The sequence below is a fragment of the Mycobacterium sp. ST-F2 genome (genome assembly GCF_001905655.1).
Lineage (GTDB): Bacteria > Actinomycetota > Actinomycetes > Mycobacteriales > Mycobacteriaceae > Mycobacterium.
In genome coordinates this window covers 1-18,163 of sequence record NZ_JMHT01000027.1, presented here as the reverse complement: position 1 = coordinate 18,163, position 18,163 = coordinate 1, and the positions used below count along the sequence as shown (strand labels likewise).

General features: G+C 68.7%; 11 protein-coding genes, 1 tRNA gene and 1 other RNA gene. 8 read left to right on the top strand and 5 right to left on the bottom strand.

The window, feature by feature from the left end; genetic code table 11:
• Positions 1-229: 229 nt before the first annotated feature.
• The 3 genes from EB75_RS11310 to EB75_RS11300 all read right to left on the bottom strand — a co-directional run bounded on the left by EB75_RS11310 (position 230) and on the right by EB75_RS11300 (position 2,218).
• Positions 230-1,234: a S1C family serine protease gene (locus EB75_RS11310; protein WP_073695493.1), complete on the bottom strand. Its 1,005-nt coding sequence runs from the start codon at positions 1,232-1,234 to the stop codon at positions 230-232.
• A gap of 45 nt (positions 1,235-1,279) precedes the next feature.
• On the bottom strand, positions 1,280-2,050 hold the full coding sequence (lucA, locus tag EB75_RS11305; RefSeq protein WP_073695492.1) for a lipid uptake coordinator LucA: 771 nt from the start codon (positions 2,048-2,050) through the stop codon (positions 1,280-1,282).
• Positions 2,051-2,132: 82 nt separating this feature from the next.
• Positions 2,133-2,218: transfer RNA gene (locus EB75_RS11300), tRNA-Ser, on the bottom strand.
• Positions 2,219-2,286: 68 nt separating this feature from the next.
• Here EB75_RS11300 and ffs point away from each other — a divergent pair.
• From ffs to EB75_RS11285, 3 genes are all read left to right on the top strand, one after another.
• Positions 2,287-2,383: signal recognition particle sRNA small type (ffs, locus tag EB75_RS11295), an RNA gene on the top strand.
• 28 nt (positions 2,384-2,411) lie between these two features.
• A complete protein-coding gene (locus EB75_RS11290; RefSeq protein WP_073695491.1) occupies positions 2,412-3,695 on the top strand; it encodes an aspartate aminotransferase type Ic in 1,284 nt (427 codons plus the stop codon).
• 123 nt (positions 3,696-3,818) lie between these two features.
• Positions 3,819-5,801 (top strand): DNA polymerase III subunits gamma/tau, encoded by a 1,983-nt coding sequence (locus tag EB75_RS11285; RefSeq protein ID WP_073695490.1) that lies wholly within the window; start codon positions 3,819-3,821, stop codon positions 5,799-5,801.
• Here EB75_RS11285 and EB75_RS11280 read toward each other — a convergent pair whose 3' ends face one another.
• Entirely contained in the window at positions 5,802-7,106 is a 1,305-nt protein-coding gene (locus tag EB75_RS11280; RefSeq protein WP_073695489.1) for a class I SAM-dependent methyltransferase, read from the bottom strand. It lies immediately after the preceding gene.
• The gene (locus tag EB75_RS11275; RefSeq protein WP_073695488.1) at positions 7,103-8,506 is read right to left on the bottom strand and encodes an FAD-binding oxidoreductase; all 1,404 of its coding nucleotides are present in this window, start codon (positions 8,504-8,506) and stop codon (positions 7,103-7,105) included. The genes EB75_RS11280 and EB75_RS11275 overlap by 4 nt, the downstream gene beginning before the upstream one ends.
• A 71-nt stretch (positions 8,507-8,577) precedes the next feature.
• Between EB75_RS11275 and EB75_RS11270 the strand changes: the two genes are divergently transcribed.
• The 5 genes from EB75_RS11270 to EB75_RS11250 all read left to right on the top strand — a co-directional run.
• On the top strand, positions 8,578-9,015 hold the full coding sequence (locus EB75_RS11270; RefSeq protein ID WP_073695487.1) for an SRPBCC family protein: 438 nt from the start codon (positions 8,578-8,580) through the stop codon (positions 9,013-9,015).
• A 126-nt stretch (positions 9,016-9,141) separates the two neighbouring features.
• Positions 9,142-9,474, top strand: coding sequence for a YbaB/EbfC family nucleoid-associated protein (locus tag EB75_RS11265; RefSeq protein WP_073695486.1), 333 nt, complete (start codon positions 9,142-9,144; stop codon positions 9,472-9,474).
• A 1-nt stretch (position 9,475) separates the two neighbouring features.
• The gene (recR, locus tag EB75_RS11260) at positions 9,476-10,087 is read left to right on the top strand and encodes a recombination mediator RecR (RefSeq protein WP_029105128.1); all 612 of its coding nucleotides are present in this window, start codon (positions 9,476-9,478) and stop codon (positions 10,085-10,087) included.
• Positions 10,088-10,513: 426 nt separating this feature from the next.
• On the top strand, positions 10,514-10,738 hold the full coding sequence (locus tag EB75_RS11255) for an MbtH family protein (protein ID WP_073695485.1): 225 nt from the start codon (positions 10,514-10,516) through the stop codon (positions 10,736-10,738).
• 42 nt (positions 10,739-10,780) lie between these two features.
• On the top strand, positions 10,781-18,163 hold a 7,383-nt coding region (locus EB75_RS11250), incomplete at its 3' end, for a non-ribosomal peptide synthetase (RefSeq protein ID WP_142239550.1).

Here is an 18,163-nt window from a genome sequence, read left to right as displayed (position 1 = left end):
ACCGGGTAACCGCCGCGTGAACAGCTGTGACCGAAGGCTCATTGTATGTCTGGTATGACGTCAATCTAGCTCGCGTTTTGGCCCCCGCCAAGGGCTTGGGCCGGCAGCAAAACCGCATTACGGAACGCCGAGGAGCGGTGGCAAATCACCATAGCGGGATGTACCCGGTTAGTGCCGGTATCCAGCAACTTTGACGAGAGCGTCGATATTTTTGGTCAGAACACGCGCGTCAGGACGTCAAAACGGCCTTGCCGGTGTGCTGCTGGCCCGCGCGGTCGATCCAGAAAAGCTCCACGACGTCGCCGGGGTAGTGGCGGTCCAGCACGCTGGTGAGGGCGCCCGCCGAGCTCACGGTGACGGCGTCGATGCTCACCAGCACGTCGCCCGGGACCATTCCGGCGATGTGTGCGGGCCCTCCGCTGATCACGTCGCGGATCAGCACACCGGGCAGTTGCGAGTGCTCATCGGTGCCGCCAACACCGACACCGAGCAGCGTCGGCTGCCCGATGTGAATGCTGTTCGACGATGCCCCGGCCCGAATCTGCGCTGCGGTGGCCATGGCCTCGTTGATCGGGATCGCAAAGCCCTCGCCGCCCGGGCCCATGCGGTAGTTCAGCGTGGCCGCGGTCGTCATCCCGACCACCCGGCCGTCGGCGGACACCAGGGGGCCGCCCGAATCACCGGCCCGGACCGGGGCGGCGAACTGGATGAGTCCTGTCACCTGCTCGGAACTGCCCGTCAACTCGTCTTTGGCGGTGATGGTGCGGTTCAGCCCGATGACGTGGCCGGCTTCGTGCGTCAGTGAACTGCCGCTGCCGTCGGCGTTGCCCAGCGCCACGACCTCGTCACCGACGGCCAGCAGCGAGGAGTCACCGATCGGCGCGACCGGCAGGTCCGCTGCGCCGCGCAACTGCAGCACCGCGATGTCGCGGTGCCGGTCGTAGCCGACCAGGTCCGCGCGGTACGGCCGCCCGCCGATGGTCGCGGTCACCTTGTCGGCGCCCTGGACGACGTGGAAGTTGGTCAGCAGGGCGCCATTGGCGTCGAGCACGAAGCCGGTGCCGGCTCCGATGGCGTGCTGGTAGTTGATGACGGTGTCGACGCGTGCGGTCGAGGGTTCGACGGCTTCGGCGGCCGCCGGGTCTGCGTGAGCGGCCTGGGGCACGGAGATGCTGAGGCTGGCGACCGCGAGCATCGCGGCGCCGAGCCGACCGCAGAAGCGGGACCCGCCCATGTGCTGTCCTCCGGACTGCGAGGTGATGGCCCTGTGACCGGGCCCTTAGGCTCCGCGCCCGAACAACCCGGAACCCTTGCCGGAGCGGCGGTTGCGCAGCTTACCGGCGGGGGCGTCGTCAGTGGCCTTTTCTTCAGCCTCGTCCTCGTTGGTGTCGGCGGTCTCTTCGCCGGACGTCTTGGCAGCTTCATCGGACTCGGCGTCGTCGGCGTTACCGGCGTCGTCGGTTTCCGCAGCCTCGGTGGCCGCTTCGTCGGCCTCGGTGGCGGTCTCTTCGTCGGCTTCGTCGCCCGCCTCGGCGGTGACGGCCGGGACCTCATCGCCGGCGTCTTTGCCCTTGCCACGGCCGCGGCGCGTGCCGTCCTTGACCTTGAGCGGCGCCGGGGGCGGCGGGGGCAGCTCGGCGACGAAGGCCAGGTAGAACGCCAGGGCGGCGAGCAGGGCCAGGCCGGCCGCGCCGCCGTAGATGCCGAACAGCCAGGTGCCGGCCTGATCCAGGGTCAGCCAGATCTCGCTGATCGCGGCGCCGACGATCAGGACGCCCGCGACGATGTGCAGGACGATGGACCAGGTGCGCAGAGACAGCGCCAACTCCGGGGTGCCGTACTCGGGCAATGCGGTGCGCTGGCGGGTGAACAGCACCGGCAGTGCCGACAACGCGATCACCAGACCGCAGACGATGCGCATCGCCGTGCCGAGGGTGTGCGACCAGTCGCCGGTCAGCTCGTTCCAGCGGGGCAGCGCGAAGAAGAAGAACAGCAGCCCGGCGAGGACGAGGAACGACGCGTGCCAAAGGATCGCTACCGGCCGCCGCATGCTGCTCCTTGAGAGTTTTTTCGCTGTGATGTGGGGCCGGGGTGCGACCGGCTGATCAGCTGGTCGCACCCCGGACCGAGTGCGGAGGATAGGGGATTTGAACCCCTGAGGGCTGTTAACCCAACCCGCGTTCCAGGCGAGCGCCATAGGCCACTAGGCGAATCCTCCGTCGACAAGGGTACCCGACCCGGATCCGACGCCCTACCGGCGTCTCATTAGGCGGGTACTACACTCAGTGCCGGACCCCGCGCGGCGTCCATCCTGTGAACTCCCCCAGGGCCGGAAGGCAGCAAGGGTCAACGGGCTCTGGCGGGTGCGCGGGGTCCCCTATGTTTTCGCGATCTGATGCGAAAGGCGCGCCGTGTCGTTTCTGTCCCTCGGCCGTGACGAATTGCAGGCTCAGCATGATCTGCAGCAGCGCAATTACGCCGAACTGCAGGCCCGCAACCTGACGCTCGACCTCACCCGTGGCAAGCCGTCGCCGCAGCAGCTCGACCTGTCGAACGCCATGCTGGACCTGCCCGGGGATACACCGGGTTCCTACCTGGACGCCAACGGCACCGACACCCGTAACTACGGCGGCCTGCACGGCCTGCCCGAGCTGCGGGCGATCTTCGGTGAGCTGCTCGGCCTGCCCGTGCAGAACCTGATCGCCGGCAACAACGCCAGCCTGGAACTGATGCACGACGTCATCGTGTTCTCGCTCCTGCACGGCGGCGTCGACTCGCAGCGGCCCTGGGTTCAGGAACCCGTCGTGAAGTTCCTGTGCCCGTCGCCCGGATACGACCGTCACTTCGCGATCACCGAGAGCTTCGGCATCGAGATGATCCCGGTGCCCATGCTCGAGGACGGCCCCGATGTCGACCTCATCGAGGAGCTCGTCGCTGCCGACCCGGCCATCAAGGGCATGTGGTGCGTCCCCGTCTTCGGTAACCCGACCGGCGTCACCTACTCGTGGGAGGCCACCCGGCGCCTGGTCCAGATGCAAACGGCGGCAACCGATTTCCGGCTGTTCTGGGACAACGCGTACGCCGTGCACACGCTGACGCACGAATCTGTGCCGAACATCGACATCGTGGGGCTGGCGGCCACCGCGGGCAATCCGCACCGGCCGTATGTGTTCGCCTCGACGTCGAAGATCACGTTCGCCGGGGCCGGCGTCAGCTTCTTCGGCGGCTCACTCGGCAACATCGCCTGGTACCTGCAGCACGCCGAGAAGAAGACCATCGGCCCGGACAAGGTCAACCAGCTGCGGCACGTCCGGTTCTTCGGCGACGCCGACGGCGTGCGGCTGCACATGCAGCGGCACCAGGCGTTGATGGCGCCCAAGTTCGCGGCGGTCGCCGAGATTCTCGACGAGCGGCTCAGCGAGTCCAAGATCGCGTCGTGGACCGACCCCAAGGGCGGCTACTTCGTCAGTCTCGACGTCTGGCCGGGCACCGCCAAGCGCACGGTGGCCCTGGCCAAGGACGCCGGTATCGCGGTGACCGCGGCCGGTGCGTCGTTCCCGTACAAGAAGGACCCGGACGACAAGAACATCCGGATCGCGCCGACCTTCCCGTCGCTGCCCGACCTCCGGGTCGCCATCGACGGGCTGGCGACGTGCGCGCTGCTGGCCGCGACCGAGGTGCTGCTCAAGGCCTGAGGTCCCGCCTGCGCTATGCGTTGACTCTGAACTGAGGGCGCATGTGTGCGAGTGGGGTGCGCCGTGGCGTCAGAGTCAACGGGCACCAGAGCACGAGTCGGACCCGCTCGGTAGCCTTCTCCCGTGGCTCTCTACCGCAAGTACCGACCGGCAAGTTTCGCTGAGGTAGTCGGGCAGGAGCATGTCACCGAGCCGCTGTGCAACGCGCTGGAATCGGGCCGGATCAACCACGCCTACCTGTTCTCCGGCCCGCGCGGTTGCGGCAAGACGTCGTCGGCACGCATCCTGGCCCGCTCGCTGAACTGTGAGCAGGGCCCGACGGCCAACCCGTGCGGCGAGTGCCATTCGTGTGTGGCGCTGGCGCCCAACGGGCCGGGCAACATCGACGTCGTCGAGCTCGACGCGGCCAGCCACGGTGGTGTCGACGACACCCGTGAACTCCGGGACCGGGCGTTCTACGCGCCGGCGCAGTCGCGCTACCGCATCTTCATCATCGACGAAGCGCACATGGTGACCAACGCCGGTTTCAACGCGCTGCTCAAGATCGTCGAGGAGCCGCCGGAGCACCTGATCTTCGTGTTCGCCACCACCGAGCCCGAGAAGGTGCTGCCGACCATCCGGTCGCGCACGCACCACTACCCATTCCGGCTGCTGCCGCCCAAGACCATGCGCGGCCTGCTGGAGAAGATCTGCGCGCAAGAAGACGTGCAGGTCGACGACGCGGTGTACCCCTTGGTCATCCGGGCCGGCGGCGGCTCGCCGCGTGACACGTTGTCGGTGCTCGACCAGCTGCTGGCCGGGGCGGAGCAGAACCGCGTCGTCTATCAGCGGGCGCTGTCGCTGCTGGGTGCCACCGACATGGCGCTCATCGACCGGGCCGTCGACTCCTTGGCCGCCGGTGACGGTGCGGCGCTCTTCGGGGCGGTCGAATCGGTGATCGACGCCGGGCACGACCCGCGGCGGTTCGGCACCGACCTGCTGGAGCGCTTCCGGGATCTGATTGTGCTGCAAATAGTTCCGGACGCCGCGGCCCGTGGGGTGGTCGACGCCCCGGAGGACGTCATGGAGCGCATGCGGGATCAGGCCGCCCAGATCGGCACCGCGACACTGACCCGTTACGCCGAGGTGATGCACGCCGGGCTGGGGGAGATGCGCGGCGCGACGGCGCCCCGGCTGCTGCTCGAAGTGGTGTGCGCCCGGCTGCTGCTGCCGTCGGCCAGTGACACCGAAGCCGCGCTGCTGCAACGCATCGAGCGCATCGAGACCCGGATGAACGTCTCGATCCCGGCCTCCGAGGGTGCGGTGGCTGCGGCACCGCGTCCCGCTCAGGCAGCGGCCCCGGCGGCACCGCCGGCCCCGGCCGCCGAGTCGTTCGCGGACGCCCCGCCTGCTCCGTCGTCGTCCTCCGCTGCCGCGGGCAACCGCACGTTCACGCGGAGAAGCCAAGCACCGCAGTCGGTTTCGGCGCCCGAGCCGGAACCGGCTCCGGTGCCGCCGGTCCCGCCCGCGCCCCGGCCGGCTCCCGAACCCGCACCGGTTCAACGTGAAACATCGCCTGAACCGGTCGCCCCGCCGGCTCCGGAACCGGCAGCGCCGGCACCCGTGCAGCCGGCCGCGGCGACGCCCGGCGAACCCGACGCGGCCGCCGTGCGCGCCATGTGGACGACGGTGCGCGAGAAGGTCCGGGCCCGTAGTCGCTCACTGGAAGCCATGCTGATGGAGGCGACGGTCCGCGGCATCGAGGCCGACACCCTGGTGCTGGCCCACCCGGCGCCGCCGCTGGCGAGGCGCCTGTCCGAGCAGCACAACGCGGACGTCATCCGCGAGGCGCTCAAGGATGCGCTCGGGGTGAACTGGCGGGTGCGGTGCGACGCCGGTGCGGGGCCCGCTGGTGCCGCGCCTTCGGGTGCCGCGCCGGCCGCCGCGGCGCCGCGAGCTGCCGCGCCGACACCGGAACAGCAGGCCGCGGTGGAGCGCGCCGAAGAAGAGGACATGCTGGCCGACGCCGCCAATGACCGCGGCACCGACGTGCCACGGCGCGACCCCGAAGAGGTGGCGCTGGAACTGCTCAAGACCGAGCTCGGTGCCCGGCCCATCGGGGAGTAGTCAGGGCGTCCACCACGGCCGCAGCGGCAGCCCGCCGTCGGCGCCGTGCTCGTCGAGCTTGACGGCCAGAACCTGGTGCAGCTGAACCACATTGGTCTCGAAGCCCACGCGGGAACCGGCCATGTACATGCCCCACACCTTGGCTGTGGCCACGCCGACCTCGGCGACCGCGTCGTCCCAGTTGCGGACCAGGTTGGCGCACCAGTCGCGCAGCGTCAGGGCGTAGTGGTGGCGCAGGTTCTCCTCGTGCAGCACCTCCAGTCCGGTGTCCTGGGCGGTGGCGATTATCCGTCCCGAGCCGGTCAGTTCCCCGTCGGGGAAGACGTAGCGGTCGATGAATCCGCCGATGTGCCCCGGCCGGTTGTGCGGCCGGGTGATGCAGTGGTTGAGCAGCAGCCCGCCGGTCCGGAGCCGGTCCCGCAGGAACCGGAAGTACGCCGGGTAGTTGGCGACGCCGATGTGCTCGGTCAGGCCGATCGAGGAGACCGCGTCGAAGCCGTCCTCCCGCACGTCGCGGTAGTCACCGTGCACGACGCGGGCGAGGTCGGCCAGGCCCTCATCGGCGATGGCGCGCTGTGCCCAGCCGGCCTGCTCCGCCGACAGCGTCACGCCGGTGGCCCGGACACCGTGCCGGGCGGCGTACCGGACCATGCCACCCCAGCCGCAGCCGACGTCGAGTAGCCGATCGCCGGGCTGCAACCGCAGCTTGTCGAACACCAGCCGGTACTTGTTCTCCTGGGCCTCCTCGAGCGTGGCATCGGGCCGGGGATAGCAGGCGCAGGTGTAGGTCATCGACGGGCCGAGCGCCAGTTCGTAGAAGGCGTTCGACACGTCGTAGTGGTGGTGGATGGCCTCGGCGTCCCGGATTCGGCTGTGCCGCAGCCCTTCTGCCATCCGCCGCCATTTCGGCAGGGCCTCCTGCGGCGGTGGGGCGATGGGCAGCAGATGCTCGAACCCGATGGACCGCACGATGTTCGCCAGTACCCGGATCGGCGGACGCTTGAACTCCACCTTGTCGGCGAGCGCCTTGAGCAGCTCGTACGGGTCGCCCGGATGCACCCCGAGCGCCGCGAGATCGCCTGCGACGTAGGCGCGCGCGAGGCCCAGGTCGCCCGGCGCGGTCGCCAGGTAGGTGGTGCCGCGCGGAGTGAGCAGGCTCAGCCCCAGTTCGGCGTCTTCGGGGCCGGCCGAACTCCCGTCGTACGCCTCGAATTTCAGCGGCAGCCGACCACTCGAGAAGCTCTCCAGGACCTCCGCCAGGGTGAGCTTGCCGTCGGTGGTACCGCGGTCGTCAGTTGTCGTCATTGCCGTTGCACCGCTTTCGCATAGAGACCTAGTAGCCGCGATTCGGGGTCGTAAACGTCTTTGACCTTCTGGTATTCGTCGCCGCCGTACCGCCGGGCGAAATCCTCGGGCGAGTAGAACGACTCGGAGTACAGCGATTTGTGGCCGTCCATCTCGCCGACCTTGTCCTCGATCCGCCGGTTGGTCTCGCCGGCCACCCGGCCGGCCGGGACCGACGACCAGAACCCGAGGTTGACGTAGCTGCGGTGGGGCTCGATCGGATACAGCGGCCACCGGTCGTCGCCGCGTAACCGTAAGGGGCACAACCAGATCGGAGTGATGGGCACCTGCGCCAGGAACCACTCGAGAAATTCGGCGACGCGCTCCACCGGCACTTCGACGTCCTGCACCACCCGCTCGCGCAGCGGCCGGTCCGGGGCCAGGACGCTGCGGCGCTCTATCCGGTCGGCGATGTGGAACCGCTGGTCCAAGCCGACGAGCTTCCAGTAGACGCTGCTGCGGCGGTACCGGCGGGGCCACAACCGGCGCACGAGCGGGCGCTGCGCGCCGAACGCCTCGGAACACCAGAACCAGTCGGTGTCCCAGCGCCAGAGATAGTCCTGGATGGTCAGCCGGTCGTGTCGCTCGCCGGCGTCGTGCTGGATGGACCGGTAGAAGATGTCCTGGCCGGTGTAGTCGCTGACCGGGCCGCCGGTCCCGGTCTTCATACCCAGACACAGATAGCTCTCGTCCGGTCCGAACACGACGCCGTCGAGGTAGTCGACCGGGACGCCGGCATATCCGTCGAAGTAGCCGCCGGTGTCGAGGATGCGCTGCAGGGCGTCCACCAGGTCGGCCACGCGGTGGAAGCGCACGTGGCGCAGCTTCACGAACGGCCGCACCGGCTCCAGCTCGATGCGCAGCCGCACCGAATAGCCCAGCGTGCCATACGAATTGGGGAAGGCGTAGAAGAGGGCGGTGTGCCGGTCGCGGCGTGCGGTGACCAGCTCGCCGGCGCCGGTGAGGATGTCCATCTCCAGCACCGACTCATGCGGCAGGCCGTTGCGGAAGGACGTCGACTCGATGCCCAGCCCGGTGACCGCACCGCCGAGGGTGATGGTCTTGAGCTGCGGCACGACCAACGGCGCCAGGCCGAATGGCAGGGTCGCCGCCACCAGCGTCTCGTAAGTGCACATGCCCTGGACGTCCGCGGTGCGGGTCTCGGTGTCGACGGCGAGCACACCGTCGAGGCCGGAGACGTCCAGCCCCTTGGTCTTGGTGCGCGTACGCGCCCGGAAGAGGTTCGATGTCGGCTTCGCCAACCGCACTGTCGCACCCTGGGGAATGGCCCGGTAGCTGGCCAGGAGCCGCTGAACGGCCGCCTCGTGGGCGGCCGTCGCATCGGTCGTGACAGCTGTCACACATATACGCTAAACCGAGACCGCGGTCCTCGCGACCGCAAGAGAAGCCATATGAACAGGAGTTTTACCTGATGGGACAGGTCAGTGCGTCCAGCACCGTGTTGATTCTCGCCGAGCCGGAGAAGGTACTGACGGCGGTCGCCGACTACCAGACGGTGCGCCCCAAGATCCTCTCGTCGAACTACAGCGGCTACCAGGTGCTCGAAGGCGGACAAGGCGCCGGCACCGTCGCGACCTGGAAGCTGCAGGCCACCAAGAAGCGCTCGCGTGAGGTCAAGGCCACTGTCGACGTCGCCGGCAAGAGCGTCATCGAGAAGGACGCCAACTCGTCGATGGTGACCACCTGGACCGTCGCTCCGGCGGGCACCGGTTCGACCGTCACCGTCAAGACCGCGTGGCAGGGCGCCGGCGGTATCGGCGGCTTCTTCGAGAAGACCTTCGCCCCGCTCGGCCTGCGCAAGATCCAGGACGAGGTGTTGGGAAACCTGAAGAAGGTTGTCGAGGGTTAGTCCGCTTCGGCGCGCCTGATGGCCAGATGGTCGCCCGACCTTCCGTCGGGCGACTAGGCTGGCGCGCAAACCCGATCATCGAAATCACCCGCGGCCGAGCCGCGAATCAGACCTGAGGGGATTGTCATGCAACCCGGTGGCCAGCCCGATATGTCCGCGTTGCTCGCTCAGGCGCAGCAGATGCAGCAGCAGCTCATGGCTGCGCAGGAGTCCCTGGCCGCTTCGTCGGTGGTGGGCCAGGCCGGTGGTGGCCTGGTCAAGGTCACCATGAAGGGCAGCGGTGAGATCACCGGGCTGACCATCGACCCGAAGGTCGTCGACCCTGATGACATCGAGACGCTGCAGGACCTCATCGTGGGTGCCCTGGGCGACGCCTCCGAGCAGGTGACGCTGATGGCGCAACGGAGCCTCGGCCCGCTGGCCGGTGGCATGCAGGGCCTGGATCTGCCCGGGTTCTGATGTGTTTGAAGGACCCGTACAGGATTTGATCGACGAGCTCGGCAAGCTGCCGGGTATCGGGCCGAAGAGCGCCCAGCGCATCGCGTTCCACCTCTTGTCGGTGGAGCCACCGGACATCGACCGGCTGACCGCGGTGCTGAACCGGGTGCGCGACGGCGTCAAGTTCTGTGCGGTGTGCGGCAACGTTTCCGATGACGACCGGTGCCGGATCTGCAGCGACCCGCGCCGCGACGGCTCGCTGGTGTGCGTCGTCGAGGAACCCAAAGATGTTCAGGCGGTGGAGCGCACCCGCGAGTTCCGCGGGCGCTACCACGTCCTGGGCGGGGCGCTGGATCCGTTGTCCGGGGTCGGGCCGGAACAGTTGCGGATTCGTGAATTGCTCAACAGGATCGGTCAGCGCGTCGACGGTGTGGACATCGTCGAGGTGATCATCGCGACCGACCCCAACACCGAGGGCGAGGCGACCGCCACGTACCTGGTGCGCATGCTGCGGGACATTCCGGGGCTGACGGTGACGCGCATCGCGTCGGGCCTGCCGATGGGCGGCGACCTGGAATTCGCCGATGAGCTGACGCTGGGCCGGGCGCTGGCCGGCCGCCGCGCGATGGTTTGATTCGCGGCTCGGCCGCAGTGGCCTGATTCGCGGCTCGGCCGCAGTGGCCTGATTCGCGGCTCGGCCGCAGTGGTTTGCCGCTTTGTCGGGTTTCACTCTCGTTACACCGAAACTGCACTCCGTCAGGTAGCTACCAACACTTTCCTACCGAAATACCATTTCGGTTCGTTTGGCTAACGAGTACATTTGGTGTGCGGGGTAGGTGTCCTGCAACGTCGGTGCTGTGATTGGTATCCGGCAAATAATCTTGCCAAAGTTGTTACGGCCTTGGGGATTTCGCGTCGATTGCGCGACGGCGGCGCGCCGCGGGCTCGTTGGCAAACACGTGTACGGGAACATGGCGAAGGGATGTAGCATTCGCGCACGGGGCAACCGGGGGATCGGAAGACCCAATTATCTTGAGCGTCAATTCTTTTGGGGAGCACCATGAGCACCAACCCGTTCGACGACGACAATGGCACCTTTTTCGTGTTGATCAACGACGAAGAGCAGCACAGTCTGTGGCCGACGTTCGCGGACATTCCCCAAGGTTGGCGAGTGGTGCACGGTGAGGCAGACCGCGCGTCATGCCTGGAGTACATCGAGCGGGAATGGACCGACATCCGCCCCAAGAGCCTGCGTGACCGACTGGCGGTAGGGCAGCGGCTCTGATCGTTCGCTAGCTCGGGGTAGTTCGGCATTTCAGGGTTTGGGATGGATCTCGGCGATTCGTCGTTGCTGGTCACGCGCGGGCAGTTGGATATCTGGCTCGCGCAGGAAACGGGTCAATCGGCCGCGGAGTGGCAGCTCGGTATCTTCGTAAAAATTGACGGTCCAGTCGATTTCGGGATTTTCGAGCAGGCGATCCGCCGGGTGGTCGGCGAGGCCGAGCCGGTGCGGGCGACCTTCGCCGAGTTCGACGGTCAGGTGCGCCAACGGTTGCTCGATGTCGCCGACATCGAGGTGGACTTCGTCGACCTGACCCACGCCGACCAACCGATGGCCGAGGCGCGCGAGACAGCCGCGGCGCTCCAGCGCACGCCCATGCCGCTCGACGGCCCACTGCTGCGCTTTGCGTACTTCCAGGCCCGGGCCGACGAGTCCTATTTCTTCGCGTGCTGTCACCACATCGTCGCCGACGGCATCGGACTGGCGCTGGTCCTTCAGCGCATCGCTGCCGTCTATTCGGAAGCTGTTGCGGGCGTGGCGATTCAGCCGTCCTACTTCAGTTCACTGCAGGACCTGCTCGACTGCGAAGCGGCCTATGAAGCCTCTGCGGAGCATGCGGAGGACGAGGCCTACTGGACGGCGAACCTGCCGGCGGAGCCCGCGCGCGAGCAGGTGTCCGATGATGCGGTGAGCACCGAGGCCGGCTCGTCGGAGCCGATCGAGCTGGACCCCGCGTTGCTCGCTCAGGTGGAACGACTGTGTGAGGCTTGGGATGTGCGCCGGTCGACGGTGCTCATCGCCGCCTGCGCGCTGGTCCTGCGGGGCCGCTCGGCAGCGGGGCGTGAGGTGGTGCTCGACCTGCCGGTGACCCGGCGCGTGCTGCAGGTGTCGAAGACGTTGCCCGGCATGGTCGCCGGCGTCGTGCCGTTGGTGCTGCAGGTTTCCCCTGATGCGACGGTCACCGACTTCTGTGCGCACGTGCACACCCGCACCCGAGAAGCGGTGCGCCATCAGCGATTTCCGGTGCAGGCCCTGGAGCGCAAGATCCACGGCGCGGGCGCGGACCGGATCGTGGTGGACTTTCTGCCGTCGGGTTTCACCGTGCCGCTGGGCGAGGCCACGGCGGCAGCGCAGCTGATCTCCGGTCTCGGCCGGGGCTCCGGGCTGGCGTTCTCGGGTACGGGTGACGAGCTGTCGGTCACGACATTCGGTACCCGGCAGCTCGACGTCGTGGAATTGGCGGACCAGCTGAACCGGGTGCTGACCGCGATGACAGCTGATCCGGCTCAGCGCCTGTCGTCGCTGCCGCTGCTCGATGTGCCGGCCCAGGACCGACTGGCCGAACTCGGGAACTGGGCGGCGCTGGCCACCGAAGCTGCTCCAGCGGTATCGATCCCGGCGTTGTTCGCCCATCAGGTGCGTCGGGTGCCGGACGCAGTGGCGCTCAGCGGCGACGGTCGGGCCCTGACCTACCGGGAACTGGACCAGGCGTCGAACCGCATGGCGCAGCTGCTGGCCGAGCGCGGCGCGGGCCCGGGCCGGCGCGTGGCCGTGATGCTGCCACGGTCTGCCGAGGCCATCGTGACCATCCTGGGCGTGCTCAAGACGGGCGCGGCGTACCTGCCGATCGACCCGGCACTGCCGGCGTCCCGAATCGCTTTCATGCTGGGCGATTCCGCGCCGTTCGCGGCCGTCACCACCACGGCGCTGGCCGACCGGTTCGACGGGTTCGACGGTGTGGTCATCGATGTGCGCGAGCCTGTCGCCGGGCCCGACGACTGGCCGGCCGCGGCCGGCCCGGAGCCCGACGATGTCGCCTATGTCATCTACACCTCGGGTACCACCGGGACGCCGAAAGGCGTTGCGATTGCCCATCAGAACCTGACGCAGCTGATCGCGTCGCAGGACGCCGGCCTGCCGTCCGAGCAGGCCTGGTCGCATTGGCATTCCTATGCCTTCGACTTCTCGGTGTGGGAGATCTTCTCCGCGCTGTTGCGGGGCGGCCGCCTGGTGGTGGTACCCGAGTCGGTGTCTGCTGATCCGGCCGAGTTCCATGACTTCCTGATCGCCGAAAAAGTCACCGTCCTCACCCAGACCCCTTCTGCCATCGGGATGTTGGACATGTCGGGCCTGGAGTCGTGCGCGCTGGTGATGGGCGGCGAGGCGTGCCCGGCCGAGGTGGTCGACAAGTGGGCTTCCCGCGGACGCGAGGAGCAAAACGGCACTGCGCCGGTGATGGTCAACGCCTACGGACCGACCGAGACCACGATCTACGCGGCGATCAGTGCTCCGCTGACGGCCGGCGGCGCGGCGGCACCGATCGGATCGCCACCGAGCGGCGCGGCGTTGTTCGTGCTCGACGGCTGGATGCAGCCGGTACAGCCCGGCGTGGTCGGCGAACTGTACGTGGCCGGTGCCGGCGTCGGCGTCGGCTACCTGCACCGGACCGGACTGACCGGATCCCGTTTTGTGCCATGCCCGTTCGGCAAGCCCGGCGAGCGCATGTACCGCACCGGCGACCTGGTGTACTGGGGCGCCGATGGACAGCTGCGGTACGTCGGCCGGGCCGACGCCCAGGTCAAGATTCGCGGCTACCGCATCGAATTGGGCGAAGTCCAAACAGCTTTGGCCGCGCTCGACGGCGTCGTGCAGGCGGCGGTCATCGTGCGGGAGGATCGTCCCGGTGACAAGCGCCTGGTCGGCTATGTCACCGGCACCGTCGATCCGGTGGCGGCGCGGGCCGCCCTCGCGGATCGCCTGCCGCCGTACCTGGTTCCGGCCGCGGTGGTGGCTCTGGCCGAACTGCCGCTGACCACCAGCGGCAAGCTCGACACCCGCAGCCTGCCCGCCCCGGAGTACACCGGCGACGACTACCGCGCGCCGGACAGTCCCGTCGAAGAGATCCTGGCTGCCATCTACGCCGAGATCCTCGGCCTGGAGCCGGCAGCCGTCAGCATCGACGACTCGTTCTTCGAACTCGGCGGCGACAGCATTCTCGCGATGCAGGTGGCGGCGCGGGCCCGGGCCGCCGGTCTGGCGTGCCGCCCGCGCGACGTGTTCGTCGAGCAGACGGTGGCGCGCCTGGCGCAGACCGTGACCGTGACCGACGACGCCGACGCTGTCGTCGACGCGGGCATCGGACCGGTGCAGACCACGCCCATCATGCGGTGGCTCGCCGGTATCGATGGCCCGGTCGATCAGTTCAACCAGACCCTGGTGGTGCAGGCGCCGCAGGGGGCCACCGAGGCCGACGCGGTGATGTTGTTGCAGGCCTTGATGAATCGGCACGCGATGCTGCGGCTGCGCGTCGGTGCCGACGGGTCATTGGTAGTGGCGGAGGCCGGTGCGGTCGACGCCCGCCAGTGCGTCGTCGGCGTCGATGAGCTGTCAGAGGCCGCGGTGGCCGCGGCGCGGGGGCGGCTGGACCCGGGCGCCGGGGTGATGGTGAGTGGTCTGTGGGTCGCCGCACGCGAGCAGCTGGTCCTGATGGTCCACCATCTCGCAGTCGACGGGGTGTCGTGGCGAATTCTGTTGGAAGACATCAATATTGCCTGGGCCCAGCACCGCGCCGGCCAACCCGTGGAGTTGGCGACGGCCGGTACGTCGTTCCAGCGGTGGGCCACGCTGCTCACCGAGTACGCGCACCATCCCGACGTGCTGGCGCAGGAGGCCGCCTGGCGGCAGGTGGCGTCGGTACCGGCTGCCGTGCCGGCGGCGGACCCCGCCGTGGACACCTACGCCACGGCGGGCCGATTGACGGTGAGGCTGGACGCCGACCACACCCGCGCGCTGCTCGGCGAAGTACCGGCGGCCTTTCATGCTGGGGTGCAAGACATCCTGCTCATCGGGTTCGCGCTCGCCGCCGCGGAATTCCTGGGTACGGTGGCGCCTGTCGGCATCGACGTCGAAAGCCACGGGCGCGACGAAGACATCGCCGACGACGTCGACCTCTCGCGGGCCGTCGGCTGGTTCACCGCCAAATACCCGGTGGCGCTGACGACGGGTGCGTTGTCCTGGGCGCAGATCAGCGCGGGCGACGAGTCGCTCGGTGCCGTCGTCAAGGCGGCGAAGGAACAGCTGCGCGCACAGCCCGCGGGCCTGACCTACGGCCTACTGCGGTACCTGAATGACGACATCGACCTGGACGGCGCGGAGCCGAGTCTCGGGTTCAACTACCTTGGCCGCCTGGGCTTTCCGCAGATCGCCGGCGTCGAAGAGCTGTGGCGGCTGGGCCGCGAAGAGCTGTCGCTGGCCGGTGCCGCGGCCCCGCTGCCGCTGTTCCACACCGTCGAACTCAACGCCGGCACCATCGACACCGACGCCGGACCGCAACTGCAAGCCGACTGGACCTGGGCGACTTCGGTTCTCGACGACGCCCAGCTGAACCGGTTGAGCCGGTTGTGGTTCGAGGCGCTGGCCGGCATCTGCGCACACGTCCGGGCCGGTGGCGGCGGCCTGACGCCGTCGGACATCGCGCCGGCGCGCCTGGGACAGCAGCAGATCGACCAGTTGCACCAGCAATACCGCGTCGCCGACATCCTGCCGCTGACGCCGTTGCAGCAGGGACTGTTGTTCCACAGCAGCACCGCGCATGAGCGCGCCGACGTCGCGGCCGAAATGTACTCGGTGCAGCTGGATTTCACGCTGACCGGCGCGCTGGACCCGCAGCGGCTCCGCGATGCCGTGCAACGCACCGTCAACCGGCACCCGCACCTGGCGGCCACATTCTGTCAGCAGTTCGACGAACCGGTGCAGGTGATCCTGGCCGAACCGGAAATCGCCTGGCGATTCGTCGATTTCGGAGCGACGGGTGTGCTCGACGAAGACGAGATTCAGCGGCTGTGTGCCGCCGAACGCATCGCGGTCGGTGACCTCGCCGGTGAGCCGCCGTTCCGGGCCCTGCTGATCCGCATCGCCGAGGACCGCCACCGGTTCGTCCTGACCAATCACCACATCGTGCTCGACGGCTGGTCGCTGCCGATCCTGTTGCGGGAAATCTTCGCCGGCTATGCCGGGCACCGGTTGCCGCCCGCGGCGTCGTACCGGAAGTTCATCACCTGGCTCGCCGACCGCGATCTCGATGCGGCGCGCGCGGCGTGGGGTGAGGTGCTCGCCGGTTTCGAGACGCCGACCCTGGTGGGTCCGCAGGACCGGCTCCAGGACGGGCTGGGGCGCGGACAGCGCGGCTTTGCGTCATTCCAGGTTTCAGCGGAGGCCACGCGCGCCCTCGGGGAGCTGGCGCGCTCCTGCCAGACCACCGTCAGCACCGTGCTGCAAGGCGCGTGGGCCGTGCTGCTGACGTCCCTGACCGGCAGGCACGACGTGGCGTTCGGTACCGCGCGGTCGCGGCTCGGCCAGCTCGACGTGGGCGACACCGAATCGATGGTGGGCCTGCTGATCAACACCGTGCCGGTGCGCGCCAACCTCACCGCGGGCACCACGGTCACCGGCCTGCTCGACCAGCTGCAGACCGCGCACAACGACACCCTCGACCACCAGCACCTGGCGCTGGGCGAGATACACCGTGTCGCCGGCCACGACCAGCTGTTCGACACGCTCTTCGTGTACGAGAACTATCCGGTCGAAGCCGGCATGTCTGTCGGGGTCGACGACCTCGCCATCGCCGAGTTCGCGAACCGCGAGTTCAACCACTACCCGCTGACCGTCGAGGCGTTCCCGGGCGATGAGCTCGGACTGCACATCGAATACGACACCGAGGTGTTCACCGAGGCCGGTATCGATGCGCTGATCGGCAGGCTCAGCCGGCTGTTGGTGGCGATGACCGCGGACCCGGCGCGGAAGCTGTTGTCCCTCAACCTCCTTGACGAGACCGAGCAGGATGAGCTGCGACGCTGGTCCGGTGCCGGGGTGCGGGCGCCGATCGGGCTCGGGCCCGAACTGTTGGCGGCGGCCGTCGCGGTCGATCCGGATGCCGTCGCCGTCATCGACGGCGCCCGCAGCCTGACGTATCGCGAGCTCGACGAAACCTCGAATCGATTGGCGCGCCTGCTGATCGCCGGCGGTGTCGGTCCCGAACGCGCCGTGGGTGTCGCGATGGACCGATGCGCCGAACTGGTGGTGGCGTGGTGGGCGGTGCTCAAGGCCGGCGGCGTGTACGTGCCGGTGGACCGCACGCACCCCGTCGAACGCATTGCCACGGTGCTGGATTCGGTTGCCGCCACGTGCGTGCTCACCCGGGACACCGACCAGATCGGTGGCGCGGGCTCCCGTCCGGTACTCCGGGCGGATGCCGACCTGTCGGGTTACGGCGCCGAACCGATCACCGACGCCGAGCGCTCGGCGCCGCTGACGGTCGACAACACCGCTTACGTCATCTTCACCTCGGGCTCGACGGGCGAGCCCAAGGGCGTGGCCGTCAGCCACGCCGGACTGCTGGGTGCCGCTGCGGCACAACACGACTCGTACAACCTGGCTGCCGACGCGCGCGTGCTGATGGTCGCCGCCCCGACCTTCGACGCGTCGCTGTTCGAGATGCTCATGGCGACCGGCGCGGCGGCCGCGTTGGTGGCGGCGCAGCGGGACGTGTATGCCGGCGAGGCGCTCGTCGACCTGATGCAACACCACGGGGTCAGCGCGACGCTGCTGACCCCGACGGTGGTGGCGTCACTGGACCGGGCGCGGCTCGACGGACTGACCACACTGATCACCGGCGGTGAGGCCTGCCCCGAGGAACTGGTGCAGGCCTGGGCGCCCGGCCGTCGCATGTTCAACGCGTACGGGCCCAGCGAATCCACCATCTGGGCCACCGGCACCCCGCTGACGCCGGGCCGTCCGGTGAACATCGGGACGCCCATCGCGGGCACCCGGACCCTGGTGCTCGACGCGCAGCTCAACCCCGTACCGCCCGGTGTGACGGGCGAGCTGTACCTGGCCGGTCCCGCCATCGCGCTCGGCTATGTGGGCCGGCCGACGCTGAGCGCCGAGCGATTCGTCGCCAATCCGCATGGTGGGCACGATGATTCCGGCAGCCGCATGTACCGGACCGGCGACCTGGCGCGCTGGAACGCCGACGGCACGCTGGACTATCTGGGCCGGGCCGACACCCAGATCAAGCTGCGCGGCCAGCGCATCGAACTGGGTGAGATCGAGAGCGCGCTGCTGGCCTGCCCCCAGGTCAGCCAGGCGGCCGCCACCGTGCACCACGGCACCGGCGGTGCTCAACTGGTCGGCTACATCACGTTCGAACACGCCACCGACGGCACCCGCGACACCGAGCATGACGCGGAGATCGTCGGGGAGTGGCAGGACATCTACGACGAGCTGTACGCCGCCGCCGACGCGGAAGGTGAAGCGCCCGAGTTCGGTTCGGACTTCCGGGGCTGGAACAGCAGCTACACCGGCGAGCCGATTCCGCTGGCCGACATGGAACAGTGGCGGGGCGGCCCGCACGGACCCGCCACGGGGAGC